The 26,252-nt window shown below is 59.8% G+C and carries 27 protein-coding genes; 13 read left to right on the top strand and 14 right to left on the bottom strand.

From position 1 onward, the window contains the following. Positions 1-20: 20 nt before the first annotated feature. Positions 21-443, top strand: a complete 423-nt coding sequence (rplQ, locus tag FHT92_RS01430) for a 50S ribosomal protein L17 (protein ID WP_112572283.1) — start codon at positions 21-23, stop codon at positions 441-443. Positions 444-547: 104 nt separating this feature from the next. On the opposite strand, the gene FHT92_RS01425 is transcribed toward rplQ, so the two are convergent. Then, on the bottom strand, positions 548-1,417 hold the full coding sequence (locus FHT92_RS01425; RefSeq protein ID WP_183822109.1) for a DUF817 domain-containing protein: 870 nt from the start codon (positions 1,415-1,417) through the stop codon (positions 548-550). A 135-nt stretch (positions 1,418-1,552) separates the two neighbouring features. Between FHT92_RS01425 and FHT92_RS01420 the strand changes: the two genes are divergently transcribed. Then, positions 1,553-1,978 carry a DUF2809 domain-containing protein gene (locus FHT92_RS01420; RefSeq protein ID WP_409527141.1) on the top strand — a complete coding sequence of 142 codons (426 nt, stop codon included), beginning with the start codon at positions 1,553-1,555 and terminating at the stop codon, positions 1,976-1,978. A gap of 7 nt (positions 1,979-1,985) precedes the next feature. Here FHT92_RS01420 and msrQ read toward each other — a convergent pair whose 3' ends face one another. After that, positions 1,986-2,648, bottom strand: coding sequence for a protein-methionine-sulfoxide reductase heme-binding subunit MsrQ (msrQ, locus tag FHT92_RS01415; protein ID WP_183822107.1), 663 nt, complete (start codon positions 2,646-2,648; stop codon positions 1,986-1,988). Then, a complete protein-coding gene (msrP, locus tag FHT92_RS01410) occupies positions 2,648-3,595 on the bottom strand; it encodes a protein-methionine-sulfoxide reductase catalytic subunit MsrP (RefSeq protein ID WP_183822105.1) in 948 nt (315 codons plus the stop codon). The genes msrQ and msrP overlap by 1 nt, the downstream gene beginning before the upstream one ends. A gap of 320 nt (positions 3,596-3,915) precedes the next feature. On the opposite strand from msrP, the gene ilvD reads away from it, so the two are divergent. Beyond that, on the top strand, positions 3,916-5,754 hold the full coding sequence (gene ilvD, locus FHT92_RS01405) for a dihydroxy-acid dehydratase (protein WP_183743752.1): 1,839 nt from the start codon (positions 3,916-3,918) through the stop codon (positions 5,752-5,754). Positions 5,755-5,812: 58 nt separating this feature from the next. Here ilvD and FHT92_RS01400 read toward each other — a convergent pair whose 3' ends face one another. Then, on the bottom strand, positions 5,813-6,217 hold the full coding sequence (locus tag FHT92_RS01400) for a GFA family protein (RefSeq protein ID WP_018115500.1): 405 nt from the start codon (positions 6,215-6,217) through the stop codon (positions 5,813-5,815). Positions 6,218-6,292: 75 nt separating this feature from the next. Between FHT92_RS01400 and FHT92_RS01395 the strand changes: the two genes are divergently transcribed. Then, a complete protein-coding gene (locus tag FHT92_RS01395; RefSeq protein ID WP_183822103.1) occupies positions 6,293-6,751 on the top strand; it encodes a MarR family winged helix-turn-helix transcriptional regulator in 459 nt (152 codons plus the stop codon). 6 nt (positions 6,752-6,757) lie between these two features. Here the strand turns inward: FHT92_RS01395 and FHT92_RS01390 are convergent, their stop codons facing one another. Further along, the gene (locus FHT92_RS01390; protein WP_183743749.1) at positions 6,758-7,108 is read right to left on the bottom strand and encodes a lysozyme inhibitor LprI family protein; all 351 of its coding nucleotides are present in this window, start codon (positions 7,106-7,108) and stop codon (positions 6,758-6,760) included. 277 nt (positions 7,109-7,385) lie between these two features. On the opposite strand from FHT92_RS01390, the gene FHT92_RS01385 reads away from it, so the two are divergent. Then, positions 7,386-8,786: a DegQ family serine endoprotease gene (locus FHT92_RS01385; RefSeq protein WP_183822101.1), complete on the top strand. Its 1,401-nt coding sequence runs from the start codon at positions 7,386-7,388 to the stop codon at positions 8,784-8,786. Then, the gene (locus tag FHT92_RS01380) at positions 8,783-10,099 is read left to right on the top strand and encodes a replication-associated recombination protein A (protein ID WP_183822099.1); all 1,317 of its coding nucleotides are present in this window, start codon (positions 8,783-8,785) and stop codon (positions 10,097-10,099) included. Before FHT92_RS01385 ends, FHT92_RS01380 begins: the two co-directional genes overlap by 4 nt. An 18-nt stretch (positions 10,100-10,117) precedes the next feature. Here FHT92_RS01380 and FHT92_RS01375 read toward each other — a convergent pair whose 3' ends face one another. From FHT92_RS01375 to FHT92_RS01360, 4 genes are all read right to left on the bottom strand, one after another. Continuing rightward, on the bottom strand, positions 10,118-10,420 hold the full coding sequence (locus FHT92_RS01375) for a DUF1883 domain-containing protein (RefSeq protein WP_037106598.1): 303 nt from the start codon (positions 10,418-10,420) through the stop codon (positions 10,118-10,120). Between the two features lie 124 nt (positions 10,421-10,544). Further along, positions 10,545-10,715, bottom strand: coding sequence for a hypothetical protein (locus FHT92_RS01370; RefSeq protein ID WP_183822098.1), 171 nt, complete (start codon positions 10,713-10,715; stop codon positions 10,545-10,547). A 114-nt stretch (positions 10,716-10,829) separates the two neighbouring features. Continuing rightward, on the bottom strand, positions 10,830-11,834 hold the full coding sequence (locus tag FHT92_RS01365; RefSeq protein ID WP_183743740.1) for a ketopantoate reductase family protein: 1,005 nt from the start codon (positions 11,832-11,834) through the stop codon (positions 10,830-10,832). A gap of 157 nt (positions 11,835-11,991) precedes the next feature. After that, complete coding sequence (locus tag FHT92_RS01360; RefSeq protein WP_183822095.1) at positions 11,992-12,831, bottom strand: oxidoreductase; 840 nt, start codon at positions 12,829-12,831, stop codon at positions 11,992-11,994. Between the two features lie 124 nt (positions 12,832-12,955). Between FHT92_RS01360 and FHT92_RS01355 the strand changes: the two genes are divergently transcribed. Further along, on the top strand, positions 12,956-13,843 hold the full coding sequence (locus FHT92_RS01355) for a LysR family transcriptional regulator (protein WP_183822093.1): 888 nt from the start codon (positions 12,956-12,958) through the stop codon (positions 13,841-13,843). 3 nt (positions 13,844-13,846) lie between these two features. Here the strand turns inward: FHT92_RS01355 and FHT92_RS01350 are convergent, their stop codons facing one another. After that, positions 13,847-14,269 (bottom strand): lipocalin-like domain-containing protein, encoded by a 423-nt coding sequence (locus FHT92_RS01350; protein WP_246735114.1) that lies wholly within the window; start codon positions 14,267-14,269, stop codon positions 13,847-13,849. Between the two features lie 272 nt (positions 14,270-14,541). Between FHT92_RS01350 and FHT92_RS01345 the strand changes: the two genes are divergently transcribed. After that, positions 14,542-15,471, top strand: a complete 930-nt coding sequence (locus tag FHT92_RS01345) for an alpha/beta hydrolase (protein WP_183823795.1) — start codon at positions 14,542-14,544, stop codon at positions 15,469-15,471. Between the two features lie 30 nt (positions 15,472-15,501). On the opposite strand, the gene FHT92_RS01340 is transcribed toward FHT92_RS01345, so the two are convergent. Both FHT92_RS01340 and FHT92_RS01335 read right to left on the bottom strand, forming a co-directional pair. Beyond that, on the bottom strand, positions 15,502-16,107 hold the full coding sequence (locus FHT92_RS01340; RefSeq protein ID WP_183822091.1) for a carboxymuconolactone decarboxylase family protein: 606 nt from the start codon (positions 16,105-16,107) through the stop codon (positions 15,502-15,504). Between the two features lie 97 nt (positions 16,108-16,204). Then, positions 16,205-16,624, bottom strand: coding sequence for an NUDIX hydrolase (locus FHT92_RS01335; RefSeq protein WP_183743732.1), 420 nt, complete (start codon positions 16,622-16,624; stop codon positions 16,205-16,207). A gap of 117 nt (positions 16,625-16,741) precedes the next feature. On the opposite strand from FHT92_RS01335, the gene FHT92_RS01330 reads away from it, so the two are divergent. Both FHT92_RS01330 and FHT92_RS01325 read left to right on the top strand, forming a co-directional pair. Continuing rightward, positions 16,742-17,230, top strand: coding sequence for a GAF domain-containing protein (locus FHT92_RS01330; RefSeq protein ID WP_183822089.1), 489 nt, complete (start codon positions 16,742-16,744; stop codon positions 17,228-17,230). A 136-nt stretch (positions 17,231-17,366) separates the two neighbouring features. Beyond that, positions 17,367-19,055 carry a dihydroxyacetone kinase family protein gene (locus FHT92_RS01325; RefSeq protein ID WP_183822087.1) on the top strand — a complete coding sequence of 563 codons (1,689 nt, stop codon included), beginning with the start codon at positions 17,367-17,369 and terminating at the stop codon, positions 19,053-19,055. A 4-nt stretch (positions 19,056-19,059) separates the two neighbouring features. Here the strand turns inward: FHT92_RS01325 and FHT92_RS01320 are convergent, their stop codons facing one another. After that, positions 19,060-19,428 carry a hypothetical protein gene (locus FHT92_RS01320; protein WP_183822084.1) on the bottom strand — a complete coding sequence of 123 codons (369 nt, stop codon included), beginning with the start codon at positions 19,426-19,428 and terminating at the stop codon, positions 19,060-19,062. Positions 19,429-19,694: 266 nt separating this feature from the next. Between FHT92_RS01320 and FHT92_RS29160 the strand changes: the two genes are divergently transcribed. The 3 genes from FHT92_RS29160 (at position 19,695) to FHT92_RS01310 (ending at position 22,079) form a co-directional block, all read left to right on the top strand. Beyond that, positions 19,695-19,886, top strand: a complete 192-nt coding sequence (locus FHT92_RS29160) for a hypothetical protein (RefSeq protein WP_246715297.1) — start codon at positions 19,695-19,697, stop codon at positions 19,884-19,886. A gap of 230 nt (positions 19,887-20,116) precedes the next feature. Continuing rightward, positions 20,117-21,106, top strand: a complete 990-nt coding sequence (locus FHT92_RS01315; RefSeq protein ID WP_183822082.1) for a potassium channel beta subunit family protein — start codon at positions 20,117-20,119, stop codon at positions 21,104-21,106. A gap of 247 nt (positions 21,107-21,353) precedes the next feature. Continuing rightward, positions 21,354-22,079, top strand: a complete 726-nt coding sequence (locus tag FHT92_RS01310) for a DUF2270 domain-containing protein (protein WP_183822080.1) — start codon at positions 21,354-21,356, stop codon at positions 22,077-22,079. A gap of 296 nt (positions 22,080-22,375) precedes the next feature. Here FHT92_RS01310 and FHT92_RS01305 read toward each other — a convergent pair whose 3' ends face one another. Further along, positions 22,376-26,188 (bottom strand): vitamin B12-dependent ribonucleotide reductase, encoded by a 3,813-nt coding sequence (locus FHT92_RS01305; RefSeq protein WP_183822078.1) that lies wholly within the window; start codon positions 26,186-26,188, stop codon positions 22,376-22,378. Between the last annotated feature and the right edge of the window lie 64 nt (positions 26,189-26,252).

Here is a 26,252-nt window from a genome sequence, read left to right as displayed (position 1 = left end):
TGCATTAAAGGAGAATAGCAATGCGCCACGCAAAAGCCGGCCGCAAGCTGAACAGAACCGCAAGCCATCGCAAGGCGATGTTTGCCAACATGGCTGCTTCGCTCATCACCCATGAGCAGATCGTCACGACGCTGCCGAAGGCCAAGGAAATCCGTCCGATCGTGGAGAAACTCGTCACCCTCGGCAAGCGTGGTGACCTGCACGCTCGTCGTCAGGCGATCTCGCAGATCAAGGACGCCGCTGTCGTTTCGAAGCTCTTCGACACGATCGCTTCGCGTTACGCCACCCGCAACGGCGGCTACCTGCGTATCATGAAGGCCGGCTTCCGCCAGGGCGACAACGCCGCTCTCGCGGTCATCGAGTTCGTTGATCGTGACACCTATGCGAAGGGCGCAGCCGACAAGGCCCGCGTCGCTGCTGAAGAGCAGTCTGTCGCTGCATAAGATTTTCCGGTTTCGAAAAGCAGAAAAGCCGGGTCTTGCGCCCGGCTTTTTCGTTTGTAATGTTCCGGTGAACAGGCACGGGATCAGCGTTCATCGCCGATCGTTCAATCAGGCACGTGAATGCTCCGTTTGATGTGCTTGAGATTGGCGACGATCGTAAAGGTCATAATCACCAGCAGACACCATGAACTCCACTTGCCGATATGGACGGTTGACCATGCTCCGAGTTGATTGGGATATCGCCATACGCCGAAGAATGTGCTGATGTTCTCCGCAAGCCAGATGAAGAAGCCGATCAGGACGAAGGCGGCGAGCAAGGGCATCTTCCGGTCCTGATCATAGGGCCTGAAGATGATGGTTGCGCGTGCGTAGAGGCCGAGTGTACAGGCGGCAATGTACCAGCGGTAATCGCCTATATAATGGTGGGTGAAGAAATTGGCGTAAATCGCCAATGCCATAAGACCGGCCATCCAATAAGGCGGATGATGTTTCACCCGCAGATCAAACAGACGCCATGCTTGGATGATGTAGCTGCCGACGGCTGCGTACATGAAACCGGAGAAGAGCGGGACGCCGAACAGTTTCGTGTAGGCGAAATCCGGATAGCTCCATGACTGGATGTTGCCCGAGGTCTTGAAGACCTCCAGTGCAAATCCGACCAGATGGAAGATCGAAATCGCCTTCAATTCATCCAGGGTTTCGAGCTTTGCCCAGATCATCCAGACCTGAATAGTAAGGGCTATGATCAGCAGCAGATCATAACGCGGGACACCGACAATGCCCGCACGCGGGACCAGGAATATCGCTAGAAAAAACAGGCCCGCAAAGAGGCAGGCCCGAGCTTCTTTAAGACCGAAATAGAGGAATTCGATAACGAAGCGCTCGAAACCTCTGCGTTGCAGATCGGTCGGCCGGTCGATCAAATGCCTATCCAAGAGAGGCAGCATTTCCGGAAGTGCGGCGACTTTTGGCATATGATGGTGAGCGATCTTTGTTAGAGGCAGGGCGAGGTATCAGCTCAAGTTATAAGATGACAGTAACAGCTTGATATCTTGACGTTTGGAAATTAGGCAGCTGAAATCGGTTAGGATTGTGGTGGCCTTTTGAATTTGCACAGAATTACTGAACACATCCAGATCCAGCGCTTCACAGCTTTCCTGCTCACTATCGTTTCCGGTTTGACACTCAGGCGCTTCGGCTACTCCATCGATCTGCCCTTCGTCGTCGTCAAATATGGTGGTTCGCTGCTTTGGGGGTCGATGCTGTATTTCCTGCTGGCATTTGCTGTTGGAGGCCTCAGCGCGAGAATTCGGCCTGCAGGAATTGCCATCATCGCGTTCGCTATCGCCATATGCGTTGAGCTCTTCCGGCTCTACCACACCCCCTGGCTCGATGCCTTCAGATTGACGACCGCCGGCGCCTTGCTGTTGGGACGGATATTCTCGCTCTGGAATATTGTCGCATACGCTTTCGGAATAGCGGCCGCCTGTGCGCTTGACCCGGCGTGCAGGCTATTATCGCCCTCGAAGCCTTAACGCGGCTTTACGAAGCCGATGAAGCCACGGCACGGCCGCCGCGAGCTTGTCCTGGCCTCTTCTTCCGGCTCCGCCCGATCGGTTTGTAGGAGCGATAGAGGATCAGCGTGACGATCAACCCGACATAGATATACTGTTCGAGGCCGAGGATCTTCGTGGACAGTGCGAAGTGTAGCGCGGCTGAGGCGGCGATGATGTAGATGAGGCGATGCAGCCAGATCCAGTTCTTGCCGAGCCTGCGGATCGAGAAATTGTTGGAGGTGATGGCGAGCGGCACCAGCATCGCCAGTGCCCCCATGCCGAACATAATGAAGGGGCGCTTCACGACGTCGTCGATGACAGCTGCGATATCCAGCGCCTGATCGAGTATCATGTAGACGGTGAAATGCATCAGTGCGTAGTAGAAGGTCAGAAGGCCGAGCGCACGGCGATAACGGAGATAATTCCAGCCGAGGAGATCGCGGACAGGGGTGACGGCAAGCGTGAGGATCAGGAAACGGATCGTCCAAATGCCGAGAAAAAGCTCGAATGTCTTTACTGGATCGGCACCGAGTTGATCCGTCGCGCCGAGATAGAAATACCAGGCGGCGGGCACGAGCCCGACGACATAGAGCAGCCAGACGGACGCCGGCAGCCAGCGTTTCGGAATGGCGAGCGAAAACCCCGTCATCAGAAATTCACCCTCAAATCCATGCCGCCGTAGAGGCTGGCAACTTCATCTGCATAGCCGTTGAAGGGCAGGGTCGGGTGGCGACTTGCACCGAAAAAGCCGCTTTCGCCGATGCGCCGCTCGGTCGCCTGGCTCCAGCGCGGATGGTCGACCGCAGGATTGACGTTGGCATAGAAGCCGTATTCCTGCGGGTTGGTGACCTGCCAGGTGTTCTTCGGCTGCTGATCGGTGAGCGTGATGCGCACGATCGACTTGATGCCCTTGAAACCATACTTCCACGGTACGACGAGGCGCACCGGCGCGCCATTCTGGTTCGGCAGCGTTTCACCATAGAGCCCGACGGCGAGCAGCGTCAGGGGGTGGCGTGCTTCGTCCATGCGCAGGCCCTCGACATAGGGCCAGTTCAGCGACTGGAAGAGGCCGGCCTGGCCGGGCATCTCCTCGGGGCGCACGACAGTCTCGAAGGCGACATATTTGGCGCTGCCCTGCGGCTCCACCTTGTCGAGAAGCGAGGCGAGCGGAAAGCCGTTCCACGGAATGACCATCGACCAGGCTTCCACGCAGCGCATGCGATAGACGCGCTCCTCGATCGGGAACTCCTTCATCAGCGCCTCGATATCGAAGGTGCCGGCCTTGTTGACCATGCCGTCGACTTTGATAGTCCACGGCAGCGGCTTGAACTTGCCGGAAAGTGCTGCGGGATCACCCTTGTCGAGGCCGAATTCGTAGAAGTTGTTGTAGGTGGTGACGTCCTTGATCGGCGTCAGCTTGTCATCGACCGTGTACTTGCTCTTGACGGTCGTAAGCGCTGCCGCACTCGCCTTGCCGGCGCCGTAGAGCGCCATCGCGCCGAACGTCGCAGCGCCGAGAAATTCCCGGCGCTTCAGGTAAACCTCGCGAGGCGTGATCTCCGAGGACGGGATTTTGGGCGGACGATAGGCTGGCATATCGAATTCCTCCTGGGCGGGGCGACCCGTGAATCTTCAGACGCAGATAGCGCGTTTCTGATCTGTGTGTATGCCTTGAATCTTAGGGACGAAAAGCCAATTTTTTGTGTTCGTCCGTGATGGAATAGACTGTAACAAAAGCGTCCTGGCATCCGTATATGCCTGATGGTGCCGCCCGTACCGCTTTAGGCGTTCCCGGTAGTGACAGCTCAGGCCGATTGGATTAGGACAATTCCAAAAAGCAGCGACTGCCTGGCCTTCGCAAATCCCTTGCCGCCCCGCATCGCCAGAGAATTCCTGGATATTTGAGGAAGACACCGATGCCAGCTTACCGTTCCAGAACCACGACCCACGGCCGCAACATGGCGGGCGCGCGCGGCCTTTGGCGCGCTACGGGCATGAAGGATTCGGATTTCGGCAAGCCGATCATCGCCGTGGTCAACTCCTTCACCCAGTTCGTGCCCGGCCACGTGCACCTCAAGGATCTCGGCCAGCTCGTCGCCCGTGAGATCGAAGCGGCCGGCGGTGTTGCCAAGGAGTTTAACACAATTGCCGTCGATGACGGCATCGCCATGGGCCATGACGGCATGCTCTATTCGCTGCCCTCGCGTGAGCTGATCGCCGACAGCGTCGAATACATGGTCAACGCCCATTGTGCCGACGCGATGGTCTGCATCTCCAACTGCGACAAGATCACCCCCGGTATGCTGATGGCGTCGCTCCGCCTCAACATACCCACGGTCTTCGTCTCCGGCGGCCCGATGGAGGCCGGCAAGGTCGTCCTGCATGGCAAGACGCATGCGCTCGATCTCGTCGATGCCATGGTTGCTGCCGCCGACGACAAGATTTCCGATGAAGACGTCAAGGTCATCGAACGTTCGGCCTGTCCGACCTGCGGTTCATGCTCCGGCATGTTTACCGCAAATTCCATGAACTGCCTGACCGAAGCCCTCGGCCTGTCGCTGCCCGGCAACGGCTCGACGCTTGCAACGCACGCCGATCGCAAGCGCCTCTTCGTCGAGGCCGGCCACCTGATCGTCGATCTCGCTCGTCGTTATTACGAGCAGGAGGATGAGACGACCCTGCCGCGCGTGATTGCCTCCAAGCAGGCTTTTGAGAATGCCATGGCGCTCGATATCGCCATGGGCGGCTCCACCAACACCGTTCTGCACATCCTGGCGGCTGCGCATGAAGGTGAGGTAGATTTCACCATGGCCGACATCGACGCGCTGTCGCGCCGTGTTCCCTGCCTTTCCAAGGTTGCGCCGGCCAAGTCCGATGTTCACATGGAAGATGTTCATCGCGCCGGCGGCATCATGTCGATCCTCGGTGAGCTCGATAAGGGTGGCCTTCTCAACCGCGACTGCCCGACCGTTCACGCCGAAACGCTGGGTGACGCCATCGATCGCTGGGACATCACCCGCACCAACAGCGAAACAGTCCGCAAGTTCTATCGTGCGGCTCCCGGCGGCATCCCGACCCAGGTCGCCTTCAGTCAGGAAGCCCGCTGGGACGAGCTCGATACCGACCGCGTCGGCGGCGTCATTCGTTCGGTTGAGCATCCTTTCTCCAAGGATGGTGGCTTGGCAGTTCTCAAGGGCAATCTGGCGGTTGACGGCTGCATCGTGAAGACGGCCGGCGTCGATGAATCGATCCTGAAGTTCTCCGGCCCGGCCAAGGTCTTCGAAAGCCAGGACGCGGCCGTCAAGGGCATCCTCGGCAATGAGGTCGTCGCCGGCGATGTCGTCGTCATCCGCTACGAAGGTCCGAAGGGCGGCCCGGGCATGCAGGAAATGCTCTATCCGACGAGCTATCTGAAGTCGAAGGGCCTCGGCAAGGCTTGCGCGCTGATCACCGACGGCCGCTTCTCGGGCGGCACCTCCGGTCTCTCGATTGGCCATGCCTCGCCGGAAGCTGCAAACGGTGGCACGATCGGCCTCGTGCGTCAGGGTGACATGATCGATATCGATATCCCGAACCGTAAGATCAGTCTGCGTGTCAGCGACGCGGAGCTTGCTGCCCGCCGCGCCGAGCAGGATCAGAAGGGCTGGCATCCGGCCGAGCCGCGCAAGCGCAACGTCTCTACTGCGCTCAAGGCCTATGCAGCCTTCGCAACCAGCGCCGATCGCGGCGCGGTACGCGATTTGAACGCGCGATAAGCCGGTTTTTCGCAGATTGGTTGGAGCAGCTGATTAACTGTCGGCTGCTCTTTCATTTTCAGAGATGCCTCGTTTCGGCCGGTACGGTCCACCAGCTGTTGTTCCTGCCGTCGAAATATTGCACCGGCGCCTCCACAAGCTCGGCGGGATCAAGATCGTCAAGGCAGGCGAGATTGATCGAGACATAGGCGCCGCCCATTGCCTCGATGTAACCGTCGCCATATGCAGGTACCCCGCAATTGGCGCAGAAGCGATGGTGGCCCGAGAAGGTTCCGAACTGATAGTCGCTGATGCCTGTCTCCTCGCACAACAGGCGGAAATCCTCTGGCTTGATGTTCGTGCCCCAGTAGCGGAGCTTCCAGCAGATCGAGCAATTGCACTTTCCAGTTCCTGCCTGAATGTCGATATCGGCTTCATAGCGGATTCGGCCGCAGTGGCAGCTTCCGTGATAGGTCTTCTTCATGTGCTCCTCCTTGCGTATTGTTATGTGATGTGACAACATATTGTCATTATCGATGAATGACAGCATGTTGTCAATATGATCAAGAAACGAACGCCTGAAGGCGATGCCTTTGCCGCTCTTTCCATCGCCGTGATCCGGCTCTCGGCCCACCTGCAGACGGAAGGCGATGCGCTTGCCAGGCCCGCAGGGCAGACCAGCGCGCGCTGGCAGGTGCTCGCCGCGGCCGACCATGCGCCCATGTCGGTTGCCGATGCTGCGCGTGCGCTTGGCCTCGCACGTCAGGGTGTGCAGCGTATCGCCGATCTCCTGGAAGGCGAGGGGCTGATTGTCTACCGCGCCAATCCCGTCCACCAGCGCGCCAAGCTCATGGAACTGACGGAGGCGGGCAAGAGCGCTCTTGCTGATATCGCCGCGCGGCAGACGGTGTGGGCAAACGCACATGGGGCCATCTACGGCGAGGACCGGCTTCACCAAGCAGCCGGCCTCATCAACGAGATGATCGCCGATTTCCAGAGCGGAAGAGATCAGGGCTGAACATCCTCAGAGCGGACGATTGATGTTCTTGTAGGTCTCGCCGAGCTGCTTCATCCGATCCTGATAGGCAGCACCAATGCAGGCGGCATCCGCGCCACAGGCCTGCCGCTTCTTCAGCCATGCGGTCTGCTCATCCTGCAGCGTACCGCGCGCGCCCATGGCCAGCAGACCCGACAGCAGCTCAAAAGTCGTCACCATCTTCACATCTGCATCATTGAGCGACCGGTCCTCGCAGATCACCTTCTCATCCGGCTGTAGCTCCTTCGCATCGCAGTTGAAGCTTGCCGCCCGTGCGCCTTCCGGTGCAAGAGCGAGGAGTGTGGCGCAGATGACGGCGGATGGGATGGTGGTCTTCATAATCTCTCCAATTGTGAGGGCACTCTTTTCGGCCTCACGGCAAAGATGATGCAACTCCGTTTCACGGCAAGGATCAAACCCATCGGCCGCTTTCAAGCCAATGTCCCTGCTCGGTGACTGCGTCATGCATTTGAGCTTAGATATCAGTAACCTGCTTGATTTTGCTGATTCAAATTCCCAAATCCGTGATGCCCCAATCTTCCATGCTTCCGCCCTCTTTCCTTTCTAGCGTCGGGCGCTACAACATTTTTCGTGAGAGCATTTCAAAAGGATTCCCATGCAAGGCCTGTTCAAGCACGCCTCCGTTTCGCTTCTTGCACTAACGCTCCTGCTGCCCGCCTACGCGCAGGCGCAGACGAAGACAGTGCCGGAAAGCCAGATGCAGATGCAGCTTTCCTTCGCGCCCCTGGTCAAGCAAACCTCGGGCGCCGTCGTGAATGTCTATGCTGAAAAGACCATTCAGCGGCAGTCGCCCTTTGCCGGCGATCCCTTCTTCGAGCAGTTCTTCGGTCAGCAGATGCCGAACCGTTCCGAAAAGCAATCTTCGCTCGGCTCCGGCGTCATCGTCGAGGCGAACGGTACTGTTGTCACCAACAACCACGTCATCGATGGCGCCGACGATATCAAGGTCGCACTGTCGGACGGTCGAGAATTTCCCTGCAAGGTCATTCTGCGGGACGACCGCGTCGATCTCGCGGTGTTGAAGATCGACAGCAAGGCTGATTTTCCGGCGCTGCCGATCGGCAATTCCGATGCCGTGGAAGTCGGCGACCTCGTACTGGCGATCGGCAATCCCTTCGGTGTCGGCCAGACCGTCACCAGCGGGATTGTGTCAGCGCTTGCCCGCAATCAGGTGGTCAAGAACGAGTTCGGCTTCTTCATCCAGACGGATGCTTCGATCAATCCCGGCAATTCCGGCGGCGCGCTAATGAACATGAAAGGCGAGCTGATCGGCATCAACACGGCGATCTTCTCGCGGGGCGGCGGTTCGAATGGTATCGGCTTTGCCATTCCCGCCAACCTAGTCAAGGTCTTCCTCGCCTCGGCCGATTCCGGCGTCAAATCCTTTGAGCGTCCTTATATCGGCGCAAGCTTCGATCCGGTGACGTCGGAGGTTGCCGACGCTCTTGGCCTTGATAAGGCGCGCGGCGCGCTGATCGCCAAGGTCACCGCGGATAGCCCGGCTGCCAAGGCCGGCCTCAAGGTGGGCGAGGTCATCACCGCCGTCGATGGTATCTCCGTGGAACATCCGGATGCGCTTCTCTACCGCCTGACAACGGCCGGCCTGGGCAAATCCGTCAATCTGACGGTCATGGAGAATGGGCGCGCGCAGCAGGTAACGCTCGCCCTTGCTCGCGCACCGGAAACCCAGCCGCGCGACCAGCGTACCATCGGCGGGCGTACGCCCTTTACCGGCGCGGTCGTGGAAAACCTTTCGCCGCGTGTGGCTGACGAGCTCCGGATGCCGCTTGATTCGACGGGCGTTGTCATTTCCGACGTTGCCGCGGATTCTCCTGCTGCCCGGCTCGGTTTCGAGCCGAAAGACATAATCGTCGCCATCAACGGGTCCGAAGTGAAAACCAGCCGTGACCTGCAGGAGATCGCCGATTCCGATCCCAGCCTCTGGCGGGTCGAGATCGAACGCGATGGTCAGCGCATCAGGCAGTTCTTCCGATGAGTGACGACCTCTTCGCGCCGCGTGTTCCGGAAGAGGTCGCCAGCCGGCGGCCGCTTGCCGATCGTCTGCGGCCGAAGACGCTTGGCGAAGTCACCGGTCAGGAACATCTGACCGGTGAGGATGGCGTTCTGCGCCGCATGATCGAGAGCGGCTCTCTCGGCTCCATGATCTTCTGGGGGCCGCCCGGTACGGGCAAGACGACGGTCGCGAGGTTGCTGTCCGGCGAGGCGGGCCTGGCCTTCGAACAGATCTCGGCAATTTTCTCCGGTGTCGCCGATCTGAAGAAGGTTTTTGAAGCCGCGCGTATGCGGCGCATGGACGGTCGCCAGACGCTCCTTTTCGTCGACGAAATCCATCGCTTCAACCGCGCCCAGCAGGACAGTTTCCTGCCGGTCATGGAGGATGGCACCGTCATCCTCGTTGGCGCCACGACGGAAAACCCGTCCTTCGAGCTCAATGCCGCTCTTCTGTCGCGCGCCCGCGTGCTGACCTTCAAGTCGCATGATGAAGACAGCCTCGAGGAGCTGCTGAAACGCGCCGTGACGGTCGAGAGCAGACCGCTGCCGCTGACCGAGGATGCGCGCGCCAGCCTGATCCGTATGGCGGATGGCGACGGCCGAGCGGTGCTGACGCTGGCTGAAGAAGTCTGGCGCGCCGCCCGCGAGGGCGAAACATTCGATACCGAGGGTCTGACGCGCATCGTCCAACGCCGGGCGCCTGTTTACGACAAGGCGCAGGACGGTCACTACAATCTGATCTCGGCGCTTCACAAGTCGGTCCGCGGCTCCGATCCCGATGCCGCCCTCTATTACCTTGCCCGTATGTTCGATGCCGGCGAGGATCCGCTCTATCTCGGCCGGCGACTGGTGCGCATGGCAGTGGAGGATATCGGGCTTGCCGATCCGCAGGCGCTGGTGATCTGCAACGCTGCCAAGGATGCCTATGATTATCTCGGTTCGCCAGAAGGCGAACTGGCGCTCGCGGAGGCCTGCGTCTATCTCGCGACCGCCCCGAAATCCAATGCCGTTTATACCGCCTTCAAGGCAGCGACGATTGCCGCCAAGCGGAACGGCTCGCTCCTGCCGCCGAAGCATATCCTCAACGCGCCTACGAAGCTGATGAAGGGCGAGGGATATGGCGAAGGCTACCGCTACGACCACGACGAGCCGGATGCCTTCTCGGGCCAGGATTATTTTCCCGAAAAGATGGGTCGCCAGACCTTTTACGATCCACCGGAACGCGGTTTCGAACGCGAGATTCGCAAACGGCTGGATTGGTGGGCAAAACTTCGCAAGGAGCGCAATCCTCGCTGAAATCGGGCAGCGCTGATCTCAGGCGCGCTTCTGTGCGGCCGGAGCGGTGATCAGCTTGACGGAAGAATCCGCCAGTCCGTGATGGCCTTCCATATCGACGACGATATGCCAGTGGCCGCTCTCGGGAATGGCGAGCCTGACCGGAGACTTACGCGCAACACCGCCGATATACTTGAAATCGAGCACTTCCGTGAACCGCTGGAAGTTCGGAGCCGTCATCAGCCGCACATTATTCACAGCGCTCAGCGACACCTCGACGATCGTTCCGGCGCGCTGTTCCTTGATATCGTAATGGGTGAAGCGGAAGTTCGGTTTCGGCATTGGTCTCGCGGCACAAATAGTCTCTGCATGCGGGACTCTATCAGGGTGGCAGTTAAGGAAAAGTTGGAAATCCGGGGCCTGGGGCCGTTCCTGCTGTTTCAAAATGGCAGGAACGGCGCAGTATTTAGTGGATATTGCCGGCACCGCGCGTAAGAGGTGCAAAATCGAGCACTACGCCCGCTGCGGCGAGCACGATGCCGAAGATCATCAGCGTCTGCGCCGTGCGCTTCTCGCGCATCTGCCGATTGCCGCGTGTGATGCGATGCGGGCGAAGCGGCAGATATTGAGGGGACATGACATCTCGCATGGCGGTAACCTTTGCTGTTGTGGCAAAGGCTACTGCCGCCTCCGATAGGAAATCCATTCGGAGTGGAAATCGAAGATATAGGAATCACATAAAGATGCGACGTCAGCCGCCGCGCTGGTTTTCCTTATCGAGCTGCGTCACCAGCGCCAGTACGACTTCAGAGATAGGTGTCGGCACGTTGGCAGTGCGCCCGAGTGCCACGACCATACCGACGAGCGGCACGATTTCCAGCGCCTTGCCGGCGAGCAGATCCTGCAGCATCGAAGTGCGCACCGGGCCGATGTGACGCGATTGCTGCAGTCTCTCCTCGATGGTGATACCGAAGTTTGCGCCAAGCGCACTGCCGACCGCGCGCACTTCGTTCATGATCTTCCCAACCATGTCAAAAAGCGCGGGATCGGCCATGATGTCGGTCATTAAGGCCCGTGTCAGCGCGCTGATCGGGTTGAAGGCCGCATTACCCGTCAGTTTGTTCCAGATCTCGTCGCGAATGCGCGGCGTGGTGGAGACATTGAGGTCGGCCTCGGCAAAAAGGCCGGCAATGGATTCGAGATCGGTCGACATCTCGCCGGAAGGTTCGCCGAGCACGAAGCGGCCTTTGTTGGAAAGGCGGATTTCGCCTGGATTGACGACTTCCGCCCCTTGCATCGCCACGCAGCCGATCACCCGTTCCGGGCCGATCAGGCGCCACAGTTTCCCGCCGGGATCCAGTTCATCGAACTGCAGCTCGGCATGGCCGCTTTGCGTATCGCGATGAAAGTACCACCAGGGAATTCCGTTCAGCACCATGACAACGCGTGTATTACCCTTCAGGAGCGTGGCCATGCCCTCAGCTGCCGGTCCGAGCTGGTGGCCCTTGAGGCCGGTGATGATGAGATCCTGCGGTGGCAGCGTGGTCGGATCGTCGGTTGCCGTGATCCGCACATTGATCGGTTTGTCCGCATCGGCTTCATGCAGGGAAAGGCCGTTCTTCTGGATCGCTTCCAGGTGCGCGCCACGGGCGACGACGGAGACGGTGCCATTGTCGCCGAGCCGGCTTGCAAGCTTGACGGCAATCGCGCCTCCAAGAGCGCCTGCTCCGTAAATACAGATCGATGTGCTCGCCATTCCTGTCTCTTTCTATTGCTAATGACGCGGTAGACATAGGCCATCGAAGTGGCAGGACGAATGAAAATCTCGACTTTTCGAACGCTCTTCACGTGGAAATGAAAACAAGCGCGCAGTCGGCGCGCTTGTTGTTGTCGTCGTGAAAGGTCAGACCGTCTTAGGCCGTCCATTCGAAGTCCGTGGAGACCGCGAGCTGACGCCACTGAGCCAGTTCCTTCTCCACGTTGGCATGTTCGTCTTCAATCTTGGCGACCGTATCACTGCCGAAAGGCATGCGCAGCGGCGGGTTGGCTGCGTTCACCATTTCGATAATGCCGGCGGTTAGCTTGGCCGGGTCGCCCGGTTGAGCGTGGTTGGCGCTCGCCGCAAAGTCGCGCATGTTGCCGGCCGGCGTGCCAACATAATCGGGGATGGAAGCCGGGCTGATCGCCAGCGAGTTGTCATGCAGGAAATCCGTGCGGAAGAAGCCGGGCTCGATGATCGTGACCTTGATGCCGAACGGTTCGACTTCGGTCGCCAGCGATTCCGACAGGCCTTCGACGGCGAACTTCGTCGAGCCGTACACGCCCCAGCCAGGAAAGCCGTAATAGCCGCCGATCGACGAGAAGTTCAGGATATGGCCCGAGCGCTGGCGGCGCATATAGGGCAGCACGGCGCGAGTGACCTTCAGGAGGCCGAAGACGTTGGTGGCATAGATCTTCTCGATCTCCTCTGCCGTTGCTTCCTCGACGGCGCCGAGCAGGCCGTAGCCGGCATTGTTGGCGAGGATGTCGATGCGGCCGAAGCGGGCAACGGCGGCAGCGGCGGCCTCTTTTGCCTGACCTTCATTGGTGACGTCGAGAGCGACGGCAAGCAGGTTCGGATGATCGCCGAACTGTTCGGTGATGTTCCCAGGGTTGCGGGCGGTGGCAACGACAGCGTCGCCGGCAGCAAGAGCGTCCTTGGTCATCAGCGCGCCAAAGCCACGCGATGCACCCGTGATAAACCAGACTTTCATGACAATTCCTTTCCTTGAGACTGTTTGTTTCAGCAGTGCGCTGCTGACGGAGAGGAATTTGACGCAAATCCGGCTCATGTATAAGATTTGTTATTTGATAGATTATGATGAATGAGGTTCATTAATGCGAGCGACCGAACTCTCTGAAATGGCTGCCTTTGCCGCTGTCGCCAGGCACAAGAGTTTCCGCAAGGCGGGAGAGGAGAGGGGTGTCACCGCCTCTGCGATCAGCCACGCTGTCCTCAACCTGGAGGACCGCATCGGCATCCGGTTGCTGAACCGCACGACCCGCAGCGTCTCGCTGACGGAGGCCGGCGAACTGCTTCGCTCCCATCTCGATCCGGCCTTCGGCGAGATCAATTCCGCGCTCGATGCGCTGAACCGTTTCCGCGATACCCCTTTCGGTCGCGTTCGTATCAATGTCGGCAATTCCATTGCTCCCTTCGTCGTCGGCCAGGTCATCGGGCCGCTCCTGATGAAGAATCCCAATCTGCAGCTCGAGATCGCGGCGACTGACCGGCTGGTGGATATTGTCGAGGAAGGCTTCGATGCCGGCATTCGCTTCGGCGAGCGTGTTACGGAGGGCATGATCGCCGTACGCATCAAGCCGCGCATGCGCCTCGTCGTCGTCGGCTCCCCCGCCTATTTCGAAACACGGCAGAAGCCCGAGACCCCACATGATCTGAAGCGCCATATCTGCATTCAGAACATGTTCCCCTCGGGCGCGCGTTACCCTTGGGACTTTAAAAGGGACGGGCAGGCCATCACGTTTCACCCGACCGGTCCGCTCTCGCTCGACGACCACGAATTGATGACGGCGGCTGCCTTGAGCGGTGTGGCGCTCGCCTATGTCTGGGAGGGCAGGGTGGCCCCGCTGATCGCAAGCGGCCAGCTTGTCCAGATACTGGACGAATGGTGCCAGCCGGAGGAGCCGCTTTATCTCTACTATCCCAGCCGGCGACATATTTCGGCAGGCTTCCGGACGGTAATCGAAGCCATCAGAGGCGATTGAGCCTCAGAGCTTGCGAAACTCCAGCCTATAGATGACATCCTCTCCCGTGACGGGATCGGTGCCGGGTGCATCGCTGATGACGAGTATGTCGCCCTCCATATGCAGCGGGCGGATCAGGGGGCGTTCCCATGTCGGATTCCACGCGGCCTCGACATGATGGATCACTTTGTCGCCCTCCAGAGTATAGGCAGCCGTATAAGCCAGCATCGTATCGAAAAGTGCGGCCTTTTCATTGTCGTTGGGGGCTTTGCCGTTGGGTCTCGGCCTGCGTCGGTTGGTAACGAAGGCCATCATCCGGCCATCGGCATGATAGGCGATATATCCAATGGGATCGGCACCCATGGCGTCGCTGACTTCTCCCGTCGCAACGACGGTTCGCGTCCACGAGATCATGCGCCACGTCCCGAGCAGGGCGGCTCTGTCCAAGATCTTCCCCTCCTCGACGTATTTTAGCACAGCTAAAAATACGGACTACGAACCTATGCGATCACTCAAAACTCCCTTTTGACTCTCGGTGGCGAAGTGGTGAAGATGCGCCGCACGAAGGAAGAGCAGCGCCGGAGGGGCGAATGAGAAAGCCGGTTTTTTCCGCTGGCAATTGGTGGAAAGTGGAATGTCGTCGGACAATGCTGTCGGCCTTTGCGGCTGCAGTTCTAATTGCCTTTCCAGCGGCCGCGCAGGAAAAGCCGGCACGGGACATGCCGGCGCAGACGCCTGCCTCGCATGAGCAGGTCGAAAAACTGCTTTCTCGCTGGCAGGAACATTTCAAGGGCGCCGTAAGTCTGCGCGACCGCCGTACTGCTTTCCGCGTTTTCATGGAATCGCTGCCGGAGCCGACACGCATCCAGATCCGGCATGTCGATGCCGATGGGGTTGATGCCGAACTTATCTGGCCGGCGCGCCTTCATCATCCAATCGGACGGCGTGTTATCCTTTTCATCCATGGCGGCGGCTTCTACGGTGGCTCCATCCGTAGCCACAGCCTGCTTGCCGGCTCGCTTGCCAAGGCCGCGTCAAGCGATGTGCTGCTCATCGATTACCGGCTGGCGCCGGAATATGGCTATCCGGCACAAGTCAATGACGCGCTGACCGCCTATCGCTATCTGCTCGACAGCGGCTACAGCAACGGAAATATCGTGGTGGTGGGCGATGGCGCCGGCGGCAATCTCGCGCTCGAGGCCGTGCTGCGGCAGATGCGTTCCCGCCAGCCGCTGCCCGCTGCCGTCGTGGCGCTCAGCCCCATCACCGATCTGTCTGCCTCAGGTGCATCGGTCACAGCGAACGCCACCAACGATCCGGTGCTGGACAAGGATGCGCTGGATGCGCTGCGCAAGGCCTATCTCGGCAACAATTCCCCGACTGATCCCGACATTTCTCCGCTTTACGCCAACCTCGCCGGTTTTCCGCCCTTGCTGCTGCAGGTCGGTTCCGGTGAACTGCTGCTCGACGACACGCTGCGGCTTGCCGACAAGGCGCAAAAGGCCGGCGTCGACGTGACGGCCGAGGTCTGGCCGGGAATGCCGCATCACTGGCAGCTTTTCCCATCTGTGCTCGATGATGCCGACAAGGCCGGCCAGAGGATCGCCGAATTCGCGATTACCCATTTTGCAGACCCGCCGGCACAGTAAGGTCAATCGAGAACCGAGCGATCTGAGCTTCTACGAGTGGTTCGAATTCAGCCCTTCGATCGGTCGGCCGATGGCGAGATTCTGACGAAGCTTGGGATCGAGCCGTTCGGCATAAGCGTGATCGGGGGCCGCGCCGAGCGCATCCAGCATCTTGGAGAAGAAACAACGCGCGGCCGCTGCTGCGGTGACATCGAAGATTTCCGCGTCATCAAGCCCATGCCGCTTCAAGCCGTCAATGTCCTGCTGCGTCACCGAGGTCGCGTCACGCGCCACCTTGGCGGCAAAATCCATGATCGCCCGCTCGGTGGCATCGATGGGCGCTTTTTCGTTGCCGTCGGCGACGGCCGAAAGACTGTCATTGGTGAAGCCGTCGCGCAGCAGCACGGAACCATGGGCCAGCATGCAATAGGAAGACTTGAGCTCCCTGGCCGCCGCCAGCGTTACCAATTCATAACGCCGCTGGCTCATATGGCCGCGAATGCTGGCAAGCAGCGTCCCCCAGTGCTCCATCACCTCGGGCCGGTGGCCGAAGGCCCGGTACATATTCGGCAGATAGCCGTAGCTCGCTTCGGCCGAGGCGTACATCGAAGCCGTCTTCTCGCTGGCGGAAGCATCTGGGGTACGAATGAAAGCCATGGCACGATCCTCCCTTGATCCTCTGGGAGAATAGAGCGGCATCCGGCGACATCAATCTGCTCGCCGATCGCTTTCCACAAAACGGGTGCCTGATGCTTCAGCCGCCCACCCGGCTCTGCCGCTGGCGGTAGAACGGCAGGATATGGCGTTCCGTCAGCGGCGCCATGATGATCTCGCCTGGTTCAGACGGCGATATCCAGCGGACCTCCTCGATCTCCGCCGTTGCTTTGATCTCGGCATCCGTCACGTGCAGCAGGAAGACCTCGGCGACAACGAGATGATCCGGCTCATTGGCCGCCGGCGCCTGAAATTGCCCCAGGAATTCGAGTTCGACAGCCGTCGCGACGACGCTGATTTCTTCAGAGAGTTCCCGCATCAAGGCTTGCTCGGGCGTCTCTCCCGGCTCGATCTTGCCGCCCGGCTGCATGAAGGCCGTAGTGCCGTGCTTGCGCACCAGAAGCGTGTGGCCGTCGCCCCGCAACAGGAGGGCGGCCGATATTCTGATCGTTTTCATCATGCACAAATCTGACCGGATTCGCTGAAGCAATTCAACTGCCGTAGTCGGATCGGCAATTTGTCGAAACCCGCTTCACCACCTATATCAACGGCTCGGAAACAGGAAGTGGATGTGACAATGTTCCAGGCGTCATCGATCGAAGCCGCCAACAAGGCTGAGTTCTATCGAGAGCTTGCCCAGCAGCTGCAGGGCATGCTCGCAGGCGAACCGGATTTGATCGCCAACGCCGCCAACATGTCCGCTCTGATGTACCATATGATGCCCGATCTGAATTGGGCAGGCTTCTACCTGCTCAAGGGCGAGGAGCTCGTGCTCGGCCCGTTCCAGGGCAAGCCGGCCTGTGTGCGCATCCCCGTCGGCCGGGGTGTTTGCGGCACCGCGATCAAGGAGCGCGCCTCCATTCTCGTGGAAGATGTCCATGCGTTTCCCGGCCATATCGCCTGCGATGACGCATCCCGCTCCGAGCTCGTTGTTCCCATCAGAAGCGGGAACGAGATCGTCGGCGTCATCGACCTCGACAGCCCGCTTCCCGCCCGTTTCGATGCCGATGACCAGGCAGGCATCGAGCGCCTGGCGGAGATTTTTGCTGCGGCAACCCGCTTCTGAGTCGACTGGCTTGGCGACGATCCGTCGCTGAACTTCCGCTCGCATTTGATCCTGTATTCACCTTCGGGCAAATCGTGCTAGGTCACTGATCGAACGACGCTTGCGTTAAAGCTAGGCTGGTTGTTGGGAGAGAACCGTGAAAAAGCTGATCAACGATCCTTCCATCGTCGTACGGGAAATGCTGGAAGGGGTCGTTGCACTCAGCCCGGCAACCATATTGCTGGCCGACGAAAACGTCGTCATCCAGTCCGATCTTCCCGAACCTGCCAAGCGTAAAGTCGCCGTTCTCTCCGGCGGCGGCAGCGGTCACGAGCCTGCACATGCCGGCTATGTCGGCAGGGGCATGCTGACGGCGGCCGTTGCAGGCGATGTCTTCACCTCGCCGAGCACCGACGCCGTTCTTGCCGGCATCAGGGCCGCAAGCGGCCCGGCCGGTGCGCTGCTCATTGTCAAAAACTATACGGGCGATCGTCTGAATTTCGGCCTTGCGGCGGAGCTGGCGCGTGCGGAAGGAATTCCCGTCGAGATCATCGTTGTCGCCGACGACGTTGCGCTCCGGGAGACCGTTCCTGCCGATCGCCGCCGCGGCATAGCCGGAACGGTTCTGATCCACAAGCTTGCCGGTGCTGCCGCCGAGCAAGGCCTGCCGTTGCAGGAAGTCGCCCGTGTGGCCCGGTCAGCATCCGAACAGCTTTCATCCATGGGCATTTCGCTTGGGCCTTGCACCCTGCCGGCAGTCGGCAAACCCGGTTTCTCTCTCGGTGAACAGGAGATCGAGGTCGGTCTCGGCATCCATGGCGAACAGGGCGTTCGCCGCATTCCGATCGCACCGGTCGACCAGCTCGTCTCACTCGTCCTGGAAACGATCGAGGCCGACGGAAGGCTCAAGAGCGGCGATCGCGTCGTCCTGTTGGTGAATGGTCTCGGCGCAACCCCGCCGATGGAACTGTCGATCGTCGCCCGTTCCGCACTCGCTGCACTCGAAAGCAAAGGTGTCTCGGTCGAAAGGGCTTGGGCCGGCACCCTCCTGTCAGCCCTGGATATGCCGGGTTTCTCGCTCTCCATTCTGCATGTCGATATCAGGTCTCTCGAGCTGATCGACGCACCGACCTCTGCGGATGCATGGCCACGGGGCGGGGCGGTCAACCGCAGCCGCGTGCTCCCATCCTTCGGATCAGCAGAAGGCCCAATCGAATCCCGAACGATTAGCCCCTCCGGCGAGCGACTTCAGAAGACGGCGCAGGCTGTAGCAATCGCATTGATCGCTGCAGAAGCCCACCTGACCGAACTAGACAGCATCACCGGCGATGGCGATCTCGGCGCCAGCATGAAGCGCGGTGCCGAAGCCGTGCTGGCACTTCCCGACGCCGCCTTTGCGGATGTCGCAAGCGGACTGATGGCGATGGGCGATGCTCTCAGACGTGCCATCGCCGGCAGCTCCGGACCGTTCTATGCCACTGCCCTGCTGCGCGCTTCACGCCAGCTCGCAGGCATAGAGACCCCGACATCAGCCGAGATGGCCGGAGCCTTCTCCGCCGCCGTCCAGGCCGTCTCCGATCTCGGCGGCGCAAAGGCCGGTGACCGGACGATGATCGACGCTCTTCGTCCGGCCGCAGATGCCTTCGTCACCAGCCTCGCCCAGGGTAATCCAACCCGCGAGGCATGGCAGGAGGCCATTACTGCCGGAATTGTGGGAGCGGAAGCCACGAAGGCGATGCGCCCGAGACTGGGTCGCGCCAGCTATCTCGGCGACCGCGCCATCGGCCATCCGGATGGTGGGGCCGTGGCGGTTACGGTTTGGCTTAAGGCGATCGCAGCGGTTTGATGCGCTAGAAGGCGAAACGTCCGGCAAGCATCGCCAGAGGAAAAATTGCGGCCGAAAACAGCAGGATGATGTTGTACCAGCGCGAATACCACGGAAATACGGTACTGCTTGGAAGCGCCTCGGCGACACGATAGCCGAGGACCGCGCCGAACGAATGCCATGCAAGCACGACCAGAGACGCGTAGGCGCCTGGAACTGAAAGCCTGATAAACAGCCAGATCAGTGCTGCGGACACCGACGCGCCGGCGATGAAATAGGCGGTCGCCGTCAGGCCGCGGCCAAGATAGGCCATCACGACGTCAGGGCCGAATACCAAGCCGATGACTGCAGCACAGTCCGGGCGGCGGGTACGCAATGCGTTGAAAATTTGCATGAAAGTCCCGGCGAAAATCGATGGTCGCAATTGAGTTTCAGGAGCTGACTTTTCGTAAGTTGTATTGGATGCTGCAAAAAACGCCAGCCGCCTCCCTGCAGTCGCCAGAAGCTCAAGGCTGAGCGGCCGATCTCAGCAGATTGCGCAAATGACGAAATCTTGATCGACAGCGCAGTTCTCGGAACTCTGGTCCGGCCTATTTCCTAGCCGACGCTGATATGCGCTGCTTTCTGGTGTCGCCGATTGTCGGTATGGGGGTAGATCAAATGTCTCAATTTCGAAAACTGCTGATCATTGGCTCAGCTGTCATCATGGCAATCATCGCTTCGTCCTGCACGACCAGCTCGGATAGTTCGATACAAACCGGTTCGATAGGGTATGGAGCCGAAAGCGCTGACTTTGGGCTCCGACCGGCGTGCCTCGGCGGATTTGGCAACGATCGCCCTTGCAGTTACTAGCAGAGGCTGGGGAGGTTGAGCCGCACAAACGCAAAAAAGCCGAACATTCATGCGGGATTTGAAAGCGGCTCACGACCGGCAAGGTGATGAAGGACGTAGCTCCCGGTGAAAGCGAAGCCTAGCAAATTGTCGCCGATGCCTAGATTGAGCGAAATCGCTAATCGCTCGACCGCGAAAAACCGATCCTGTTAGGGGTCGGCACATTTTTTATAACCTATGGGAGCTGCATGATGGAATATCGTCGTCTGGGGAAGTCGGGTCTGAAGGTGAGCGAGTTCTCCTTCGGATCGTGGGTCACGTTCGGGAAGCAGGTCAATGGCGGCGATGCCGTCGACCTCATGAAGCTCGCCTATGACAATGGGATAAACTTCTTCGATAATGCGGAAGGATACGAAAGCGGCAAATCCGAAATCGTCATGGGCGAGGCGCTGAAGTCGCTTGCCTGGAGCCGCGACAGCTATGTCGTTTCCAGCAAAGTATTTTGGGGCGGCCAGAAGCCGACACAGCGCGGCCTGTCGCGCAAGCATGTGACGGATGCCTGCCACGCAGCGCTCAAGCGGCTCCAAGTCGACTATCTCGACCTATACTTCTGCCACCGTCCGGATATCGATACGCCGATCGAGGAAACGGTCCGCGCAATGCACGATCTCGTTGCCCAGGGCAAGGTGCTCTATTGGGGAACGTCGGAATGGTCCGCGCAGCAATTGACGGAAGCCTATGCCGTCGCCCGCGATCTCCGCATCACGCCACCGACCATGGAACAGCCGCAATACAACATCTTCGAACGCCAGAAGGTCGAAGCCGACTACCTGCCGCTCTACGACCTCATCGGCCTCGGTACCACGATTTGGTCGCCGCTTGCCTCGGGCGTCCTGACCGGCAAATACAATGACGGCATACCCGCCGACAGCCGCATGAACCTGCCCGGCTATGAATGGCTGAAGGAAAAATGGTCCACCGACGCCGGCCGCACCCAGCTCGAACAGGTTCGCCAGCTTGCAAAGCTCTCTGACGAGATCGGCCTCTCGATAACCCATCTCGCGCTTCTCTGGTGCCTCGCCAACAAGAACGTCTCGACCGTCATCCTCGGCGCATCGCGCGCAAGCCAGCTGCAGGACAATCTCGCGGCTCTCTCGCACAAGAGCAAGGTGACGGCTGACGTAATGGAGCGGATCGACAGCATCGTCGGCAACAAGCCGGAAGCGCCGCGGCGTTTCTGATCCTCCTGGACCAGATGGAGCCTATCCGGCCCAAGCCTCATTGCTTCTATCAATATTCCGATATGAAAATGGCCGAACCTTTCGGGTCCGGCCATTTCTATTTCTAGCTCACTTCGATGACCGCGCTGCTTGTTAAACCTTGAATAGCTTTTGCGATGGCTGGGTTGAAGGAGCAAAATGTTCCTTCGCAGCAGCGGCGGGCCGTAAGACCGTTGCGAGAAAGAGCAAATGCGAGGAGGAAACAACGATGGCCACCGAGCTCACGACATCCCATCTTCTGGATAGCGCCACGGCGCCTAAACGGCCGCCGCTCCCCACGACGACGGGGGAAATCACCAACACGCTGAACCATTATTACCGCGGCGAGCTCGCACGGATGACCAGTTGGCGGGACCGCATCGACCGGACGTCGAACTGGGCGATCACCGTCGTGGCGGCGCTGCTTTCCGTGTCCTTGTCGACGCCAACGTCCCATCATGGCGTGTTGTTGTTCGGCATGTTGCTGATCACATTGCTGCTGATGATCGAGGCGCGACGTTATCGCTTCTTCGATGTTTATCGGGCGCGGGTGCGGCAACTGGAGCGCAGCTACTTTGCGCAGATTTTGATGCCCGAAGCCGAGCTCAATCCCGATTGGGCTCTATCGATTGCCAAGAGCCTGCGTGCACCGCGGCTTCTCCTCGGCTATTTCGAGGCTATGCAGCGGCGGCTGCGGCGGAATTATTGCTGGATGTATGCGATTCTGCTGATGGCATGGATCTTGAAGATCTCGACGCCAAAGCTGCAAGCGGAAGGTGCGCCGCAAGAGCTGGCACATTCGTGGAGCTATATTGTCGACAACGCGGCACTCGGACCGATTCCCGGCTGGCCGGTGATCACGACCGTGGTTGTCTTCTATGCCCTCATTCTCTACGGCACCCTACGCCGCAAGTTGGACGACGGTGATTTTCCCCATGGCGAAGCGCATGTCTGATCGTTTGGCAGTGCCGGACCAGTGCAGGATGAATTCTCCCTTCACTGCCCGCCATTCGGTCGCCGGACTCTAGCCTGTGGGCATCATCCGTTTGCGCATTGCACATCCATCGGGCGCGGTCTGCTTTGCGCGAAGATGATTTCTCCGGATTATTCAAGGAAAACCATCGCCCGCATGATTGGGCGCGACACCGATATGAAAATGGCCGGACCAATCCGGTCCGGCCACTTCAATTTCTAGCTCACTTCAACGGCCGCGCTTCAAACGAGTGACGGCGGCCAAGATTTTCCAAAAAATCAGCTGCAGCCGCTCGTCGCACCACACGTGTCGCACTTCTCGCAGGTGCCGTTGCGCACCATCGTGAAGTTCTGGCACTCGGAGCACATGTTGCCAGTATAACCCTGCATGATCGAGCGGGCGCGGCGTTCGGCTTCCATCTTCTTGGCTTCCGTCTTGGCGGTTGCAGCGTCGGCTGCGGCCTTGTCGGAGAAGAGAGCGGTTGCGTCGCTGCCGGCTTCTTCGAGCACTTCTTCGGCGATCTCTTCTGCCAATTCCTTGGCACGCTCTTCATAGTCACGCTTGAAGGCGACGATTTCGGAGGTGGAGATAGCGACTGTCGGCTCCAGCTTGCGGGCGGCGGCACCCGCAAATGAGGTCACCGAGCCGGTCGAAGAGGCGCGGGCAGGGGCTGCCGTTGCCGCTCCCTTGGGCTCGCCGGTCTGGCGTTCGCCGCCGGTGCCGGAAACGAGCGTCGGCTTGTAGCCGCGGGTCCAGCCGGTGGAGAGTAGGTTGGTCTTGCCTTCCTGGATGCCCTTCCCAAGCGCGGTGTTGGAGAAGTCCGACGTATCGACATGGGCAAGATCGTGACGGCCGAGGTAGGAAACGGCAAGTTCGCGGAACACGTAGTCGAGGATCGACGTGGCATTCTTGATCGCGTCGTTACCGATGACGATGCCGGCCGGTTCGAACTTGGTGAAGGTGAAGGCCTCCACATATTCTTCCAGCGGCACGCCGTATTGCAGGCCGAGCGAGATGGCGATGGCGAAGTTGTTCATCATCGCGCGGAAGGCAGCCCCTTCCTTGTGCATGTCGATGAAGATTTCGCCGAGGCGGCCATCGCCGAATTCGCCGGTGCGGAGATAAACCTTGTGACCGCCGACGGCAGCCTTCTGGGTGTAGCCCTGGCGGCGGTTCGGCAGCTTCTCGCGTTCGCGGGACACACGCTCGATCACCTTCTCGATGATCTTTTCGGTGACCGTCACGGCTTGGGCAGCGAGCGGCTGCTGGATCAGATCCTCAAGCGCATCCTCGTCGCTCTCGTCCTCGATCAGCGAAGCGTTGAGCGGCTGCGACAGCTTAGAGCCGTCACGGTAGAGGGCATTCGCCTTCAGGCCGAGCTTCCAGGAGAGCATATAGGCGTTTTTGCAATCTTCGACGGTCGCTTCGTTCGGCATGTTGATCGTCTTCGAGATCGCACCCGAGATGAAGGGCTGGGCTGCCGCCATCATGCGGATATGGCTTTCGACTGAAAGGTAGCGCTTGCCGATCTTGCCGCACGGATTGGCGCAATCGAAGACCGGCAGGTGTTCCTTCTTGAGGAAGGGCGCGCCTTCCAGCGTCATCGCACCGCAGACGTGGATATTGGCAGCCTCGATGTCCTTCTTCGAGAAGCCGATATGCTCCAGCAGACTGAAGCTCATGTCGCTGAGCTGTTCGTCGGAGACCTTCAGGGTGGTCTTCAGGAAGTCGGCGCCGAGCGTCCACTGGTTGAAGACGAACTTGATGTCGAAGGCGCTCTTCAGAGCCGCATTGACGGCTTCCACCTTCTCGTCGGTGAACCCCTTGGCCTTCAGTGTCGAGGGGTTGATGGTCGGTGCCTGGTTGAGGGTGCCGTGGCCGACAGCATAAGCTTCGATCTCGGCGATCTGACTTTCGGAATAGCCGAGCGTGCGCAGCGCATCCGGAACGGCGCGGTTGATGATCTTGAAATAGCCGCCGCCGGCAAGCTTCTTGAACTTCACGAGTGCGAAGTCAGGCTCGATGCCGGTCGTGTCGCAATCCATGACGAGGCCGATCGTGCCGGTCGGTGCGATGACCGAGACCTGCGCGTTGCGGTAGCCATGCTTTTCGCCGAGTTCGAGCGCCTTGTCCCAGGCAGCCATTGCATGGGCGGCAAGATCCTGGTCCGGGTTTTCCTGATGGATCAGCGCGACCGGGTTGACCGAGAGAGCCTCGTAGCCGGCATTCTCGCCGTGAGCGGCGCGGCGGTGGTTGCGGATGACGCGTAGCATGTGTTCGCGGTTCGGCTCGTAGTTCGGGAACGGACCGAGTTCGGCAGCCATTTCGGCCGAAGTTGCGTAGCAGATACCGGTCATGATTGCCGTCAGCGAGCCTGCAATGGCGCGGCCTTCGGCGCTGTCATAGGGGATGCCCGTCGACATCAGCAGGCCGCCGATATTGGCGTAGCCGAGGCCGAGCGTGCGGTATTCATAGGAGAGTTCCGCGATGCGCTTGGAAGGGAACTGCGCCATCATGACCGAGATTTCGAGCACGACGGTCCACAGGCGAACGGCATGTTCGTAGTCGCCGATATTGATGCGCTTGGTGGCCTTGTCCTTGAACTGCAGAAGGTTCAGCGAAGCAAGATTGCAGGCCGTGTCGTCGAGGAACATGTATTCCGAGCACGGGTTCGAGCCGCGGATCGGGCCGCCGGCCGGCGAGGTGTGCCAGTCGTTCATCGTCGTGTTGAAGTGGATGCCCGGATCGGCCGATGCCCAGGCGGCATAGGAGATCGTTTCCCAGAGGTCGCGGGCCTTCAGCGTCTTCATGACCCGGCCGTCCTTGCGGGCGGTCAGGTTCCAGTCGCCATCTTCCTCGACGGCGCGCAGGAAGTCGTCCTTGATCGAGACGGAGTTGTTGGAGTTCTGGCCCGAGACGGTGAGATAGGCTTCCGAATCCCAGTCCGTGTCGTAGGTCTTGAACTCCATGTCCTTGTAGCCCTGGCGGGCAAACTGGATTACGCGCTGGACATAGTTTTCCGGAACCTGGTCCTTCTTGGCAGCGCGGATTTCGCGCTTCAGCGCCGGGTTCTTGGCCGGATCGAAGCAATCGCCATTGTCGCCTTCGCAATTGACGCAGGCCTTCATGATCGCCTTCAAATGCTGAGCGACGACCTTAGAGCCGGTCACGAGAGCGGCAACCTTCTGCTCTTCCTTGACCTTCCAGTTGATATATTCCTCGATATCGGGATGGTCGATGTCGACGACCACCATCTTGGCCGCACGCCGCGTCGTCCCGCCAGACTTGATGGCCCCGGCAGCGCGGTCGCCGATCTTCAGGAAGCTCATCAGGCCGGAAGACCGGCCGCCGCCGGAGAGCTTCTCGCCTTCGCCGCGCAGCATGGAGAAGTTGGAGCCGGTACCGGAGCCATATTTGAAGAGGCGCGCTTCCCGCACCCAGAGGTCCATGATGCCGCCTTCGTTGACGAGGTCGTCCTCAACGGACTGAATGAAGCAGGCATGCGGCTGCGGATGTTCGTAGGCCGATTTGGACTTGGTGATCTTGCCGGTGAAGGGATCGACATAGAAGTGGCCCTGGCCCGGACCGTCGATGCCATAGGCCCAGTGCAGGCCGGTGTTGAACCACTGCGGGGAGTTCGGGGCGACGCGCTGCGTGGCGAGCATATAGGCAAGCTCGTCCTTGAAGGCGGCTGCATCTTCTTCCGAAGAAAAGTAACCGCCCTTCCAGCCCCAATAGGTCCAGGTGCCGGCGAGACGGTCGAAGACTTGGCGCGCATCGATTTCAGAGCCGGTCTGTTCGTCCTTCGGCAGGGTCTTCAGCGCTGCGTCGTCGGCAACGGAGCGCCAGAGGAAGGAGGGGACATCGTTCTCTTCGACCTTCTTCAGGCGGGCAGGAACGCCGGCCTTGCGGAAATATTTCTGGGCCAGAACGTCGGTGGCGACCTGCGAGAACTGCGCGGGGACGTCGATGTTTTCGAGGCGGAAGACGATGGAGCCATCAGGGTTCTTGATCTCGCTCGTCGCCTTGCGGAATTCGATATCCGCATAGGCGCCTTGACCAGCCTTCGTAAACCGACGTTCGATGCGCATGTCCTTAACCTCTTGTTGGCACCCAAAGGGCGCAAAATTCCCGTCGGGCTACACGGTGTCCCGT

The organism is Rhizobium sp. BK377 (assembly GCF_014193935.1).
In the GTDB taxonomy this organism is placed as follows: domain Bacteria; phylum Pseudomonadota; class Alphaproteobacteria; order Rhizobiales; family Rhizobiaceae; genus Rhizobium.
Note: the sequence above shows the minus strand (reverse complement) of the source record. Positions and strands in the feature narration are given on the sequence as shown.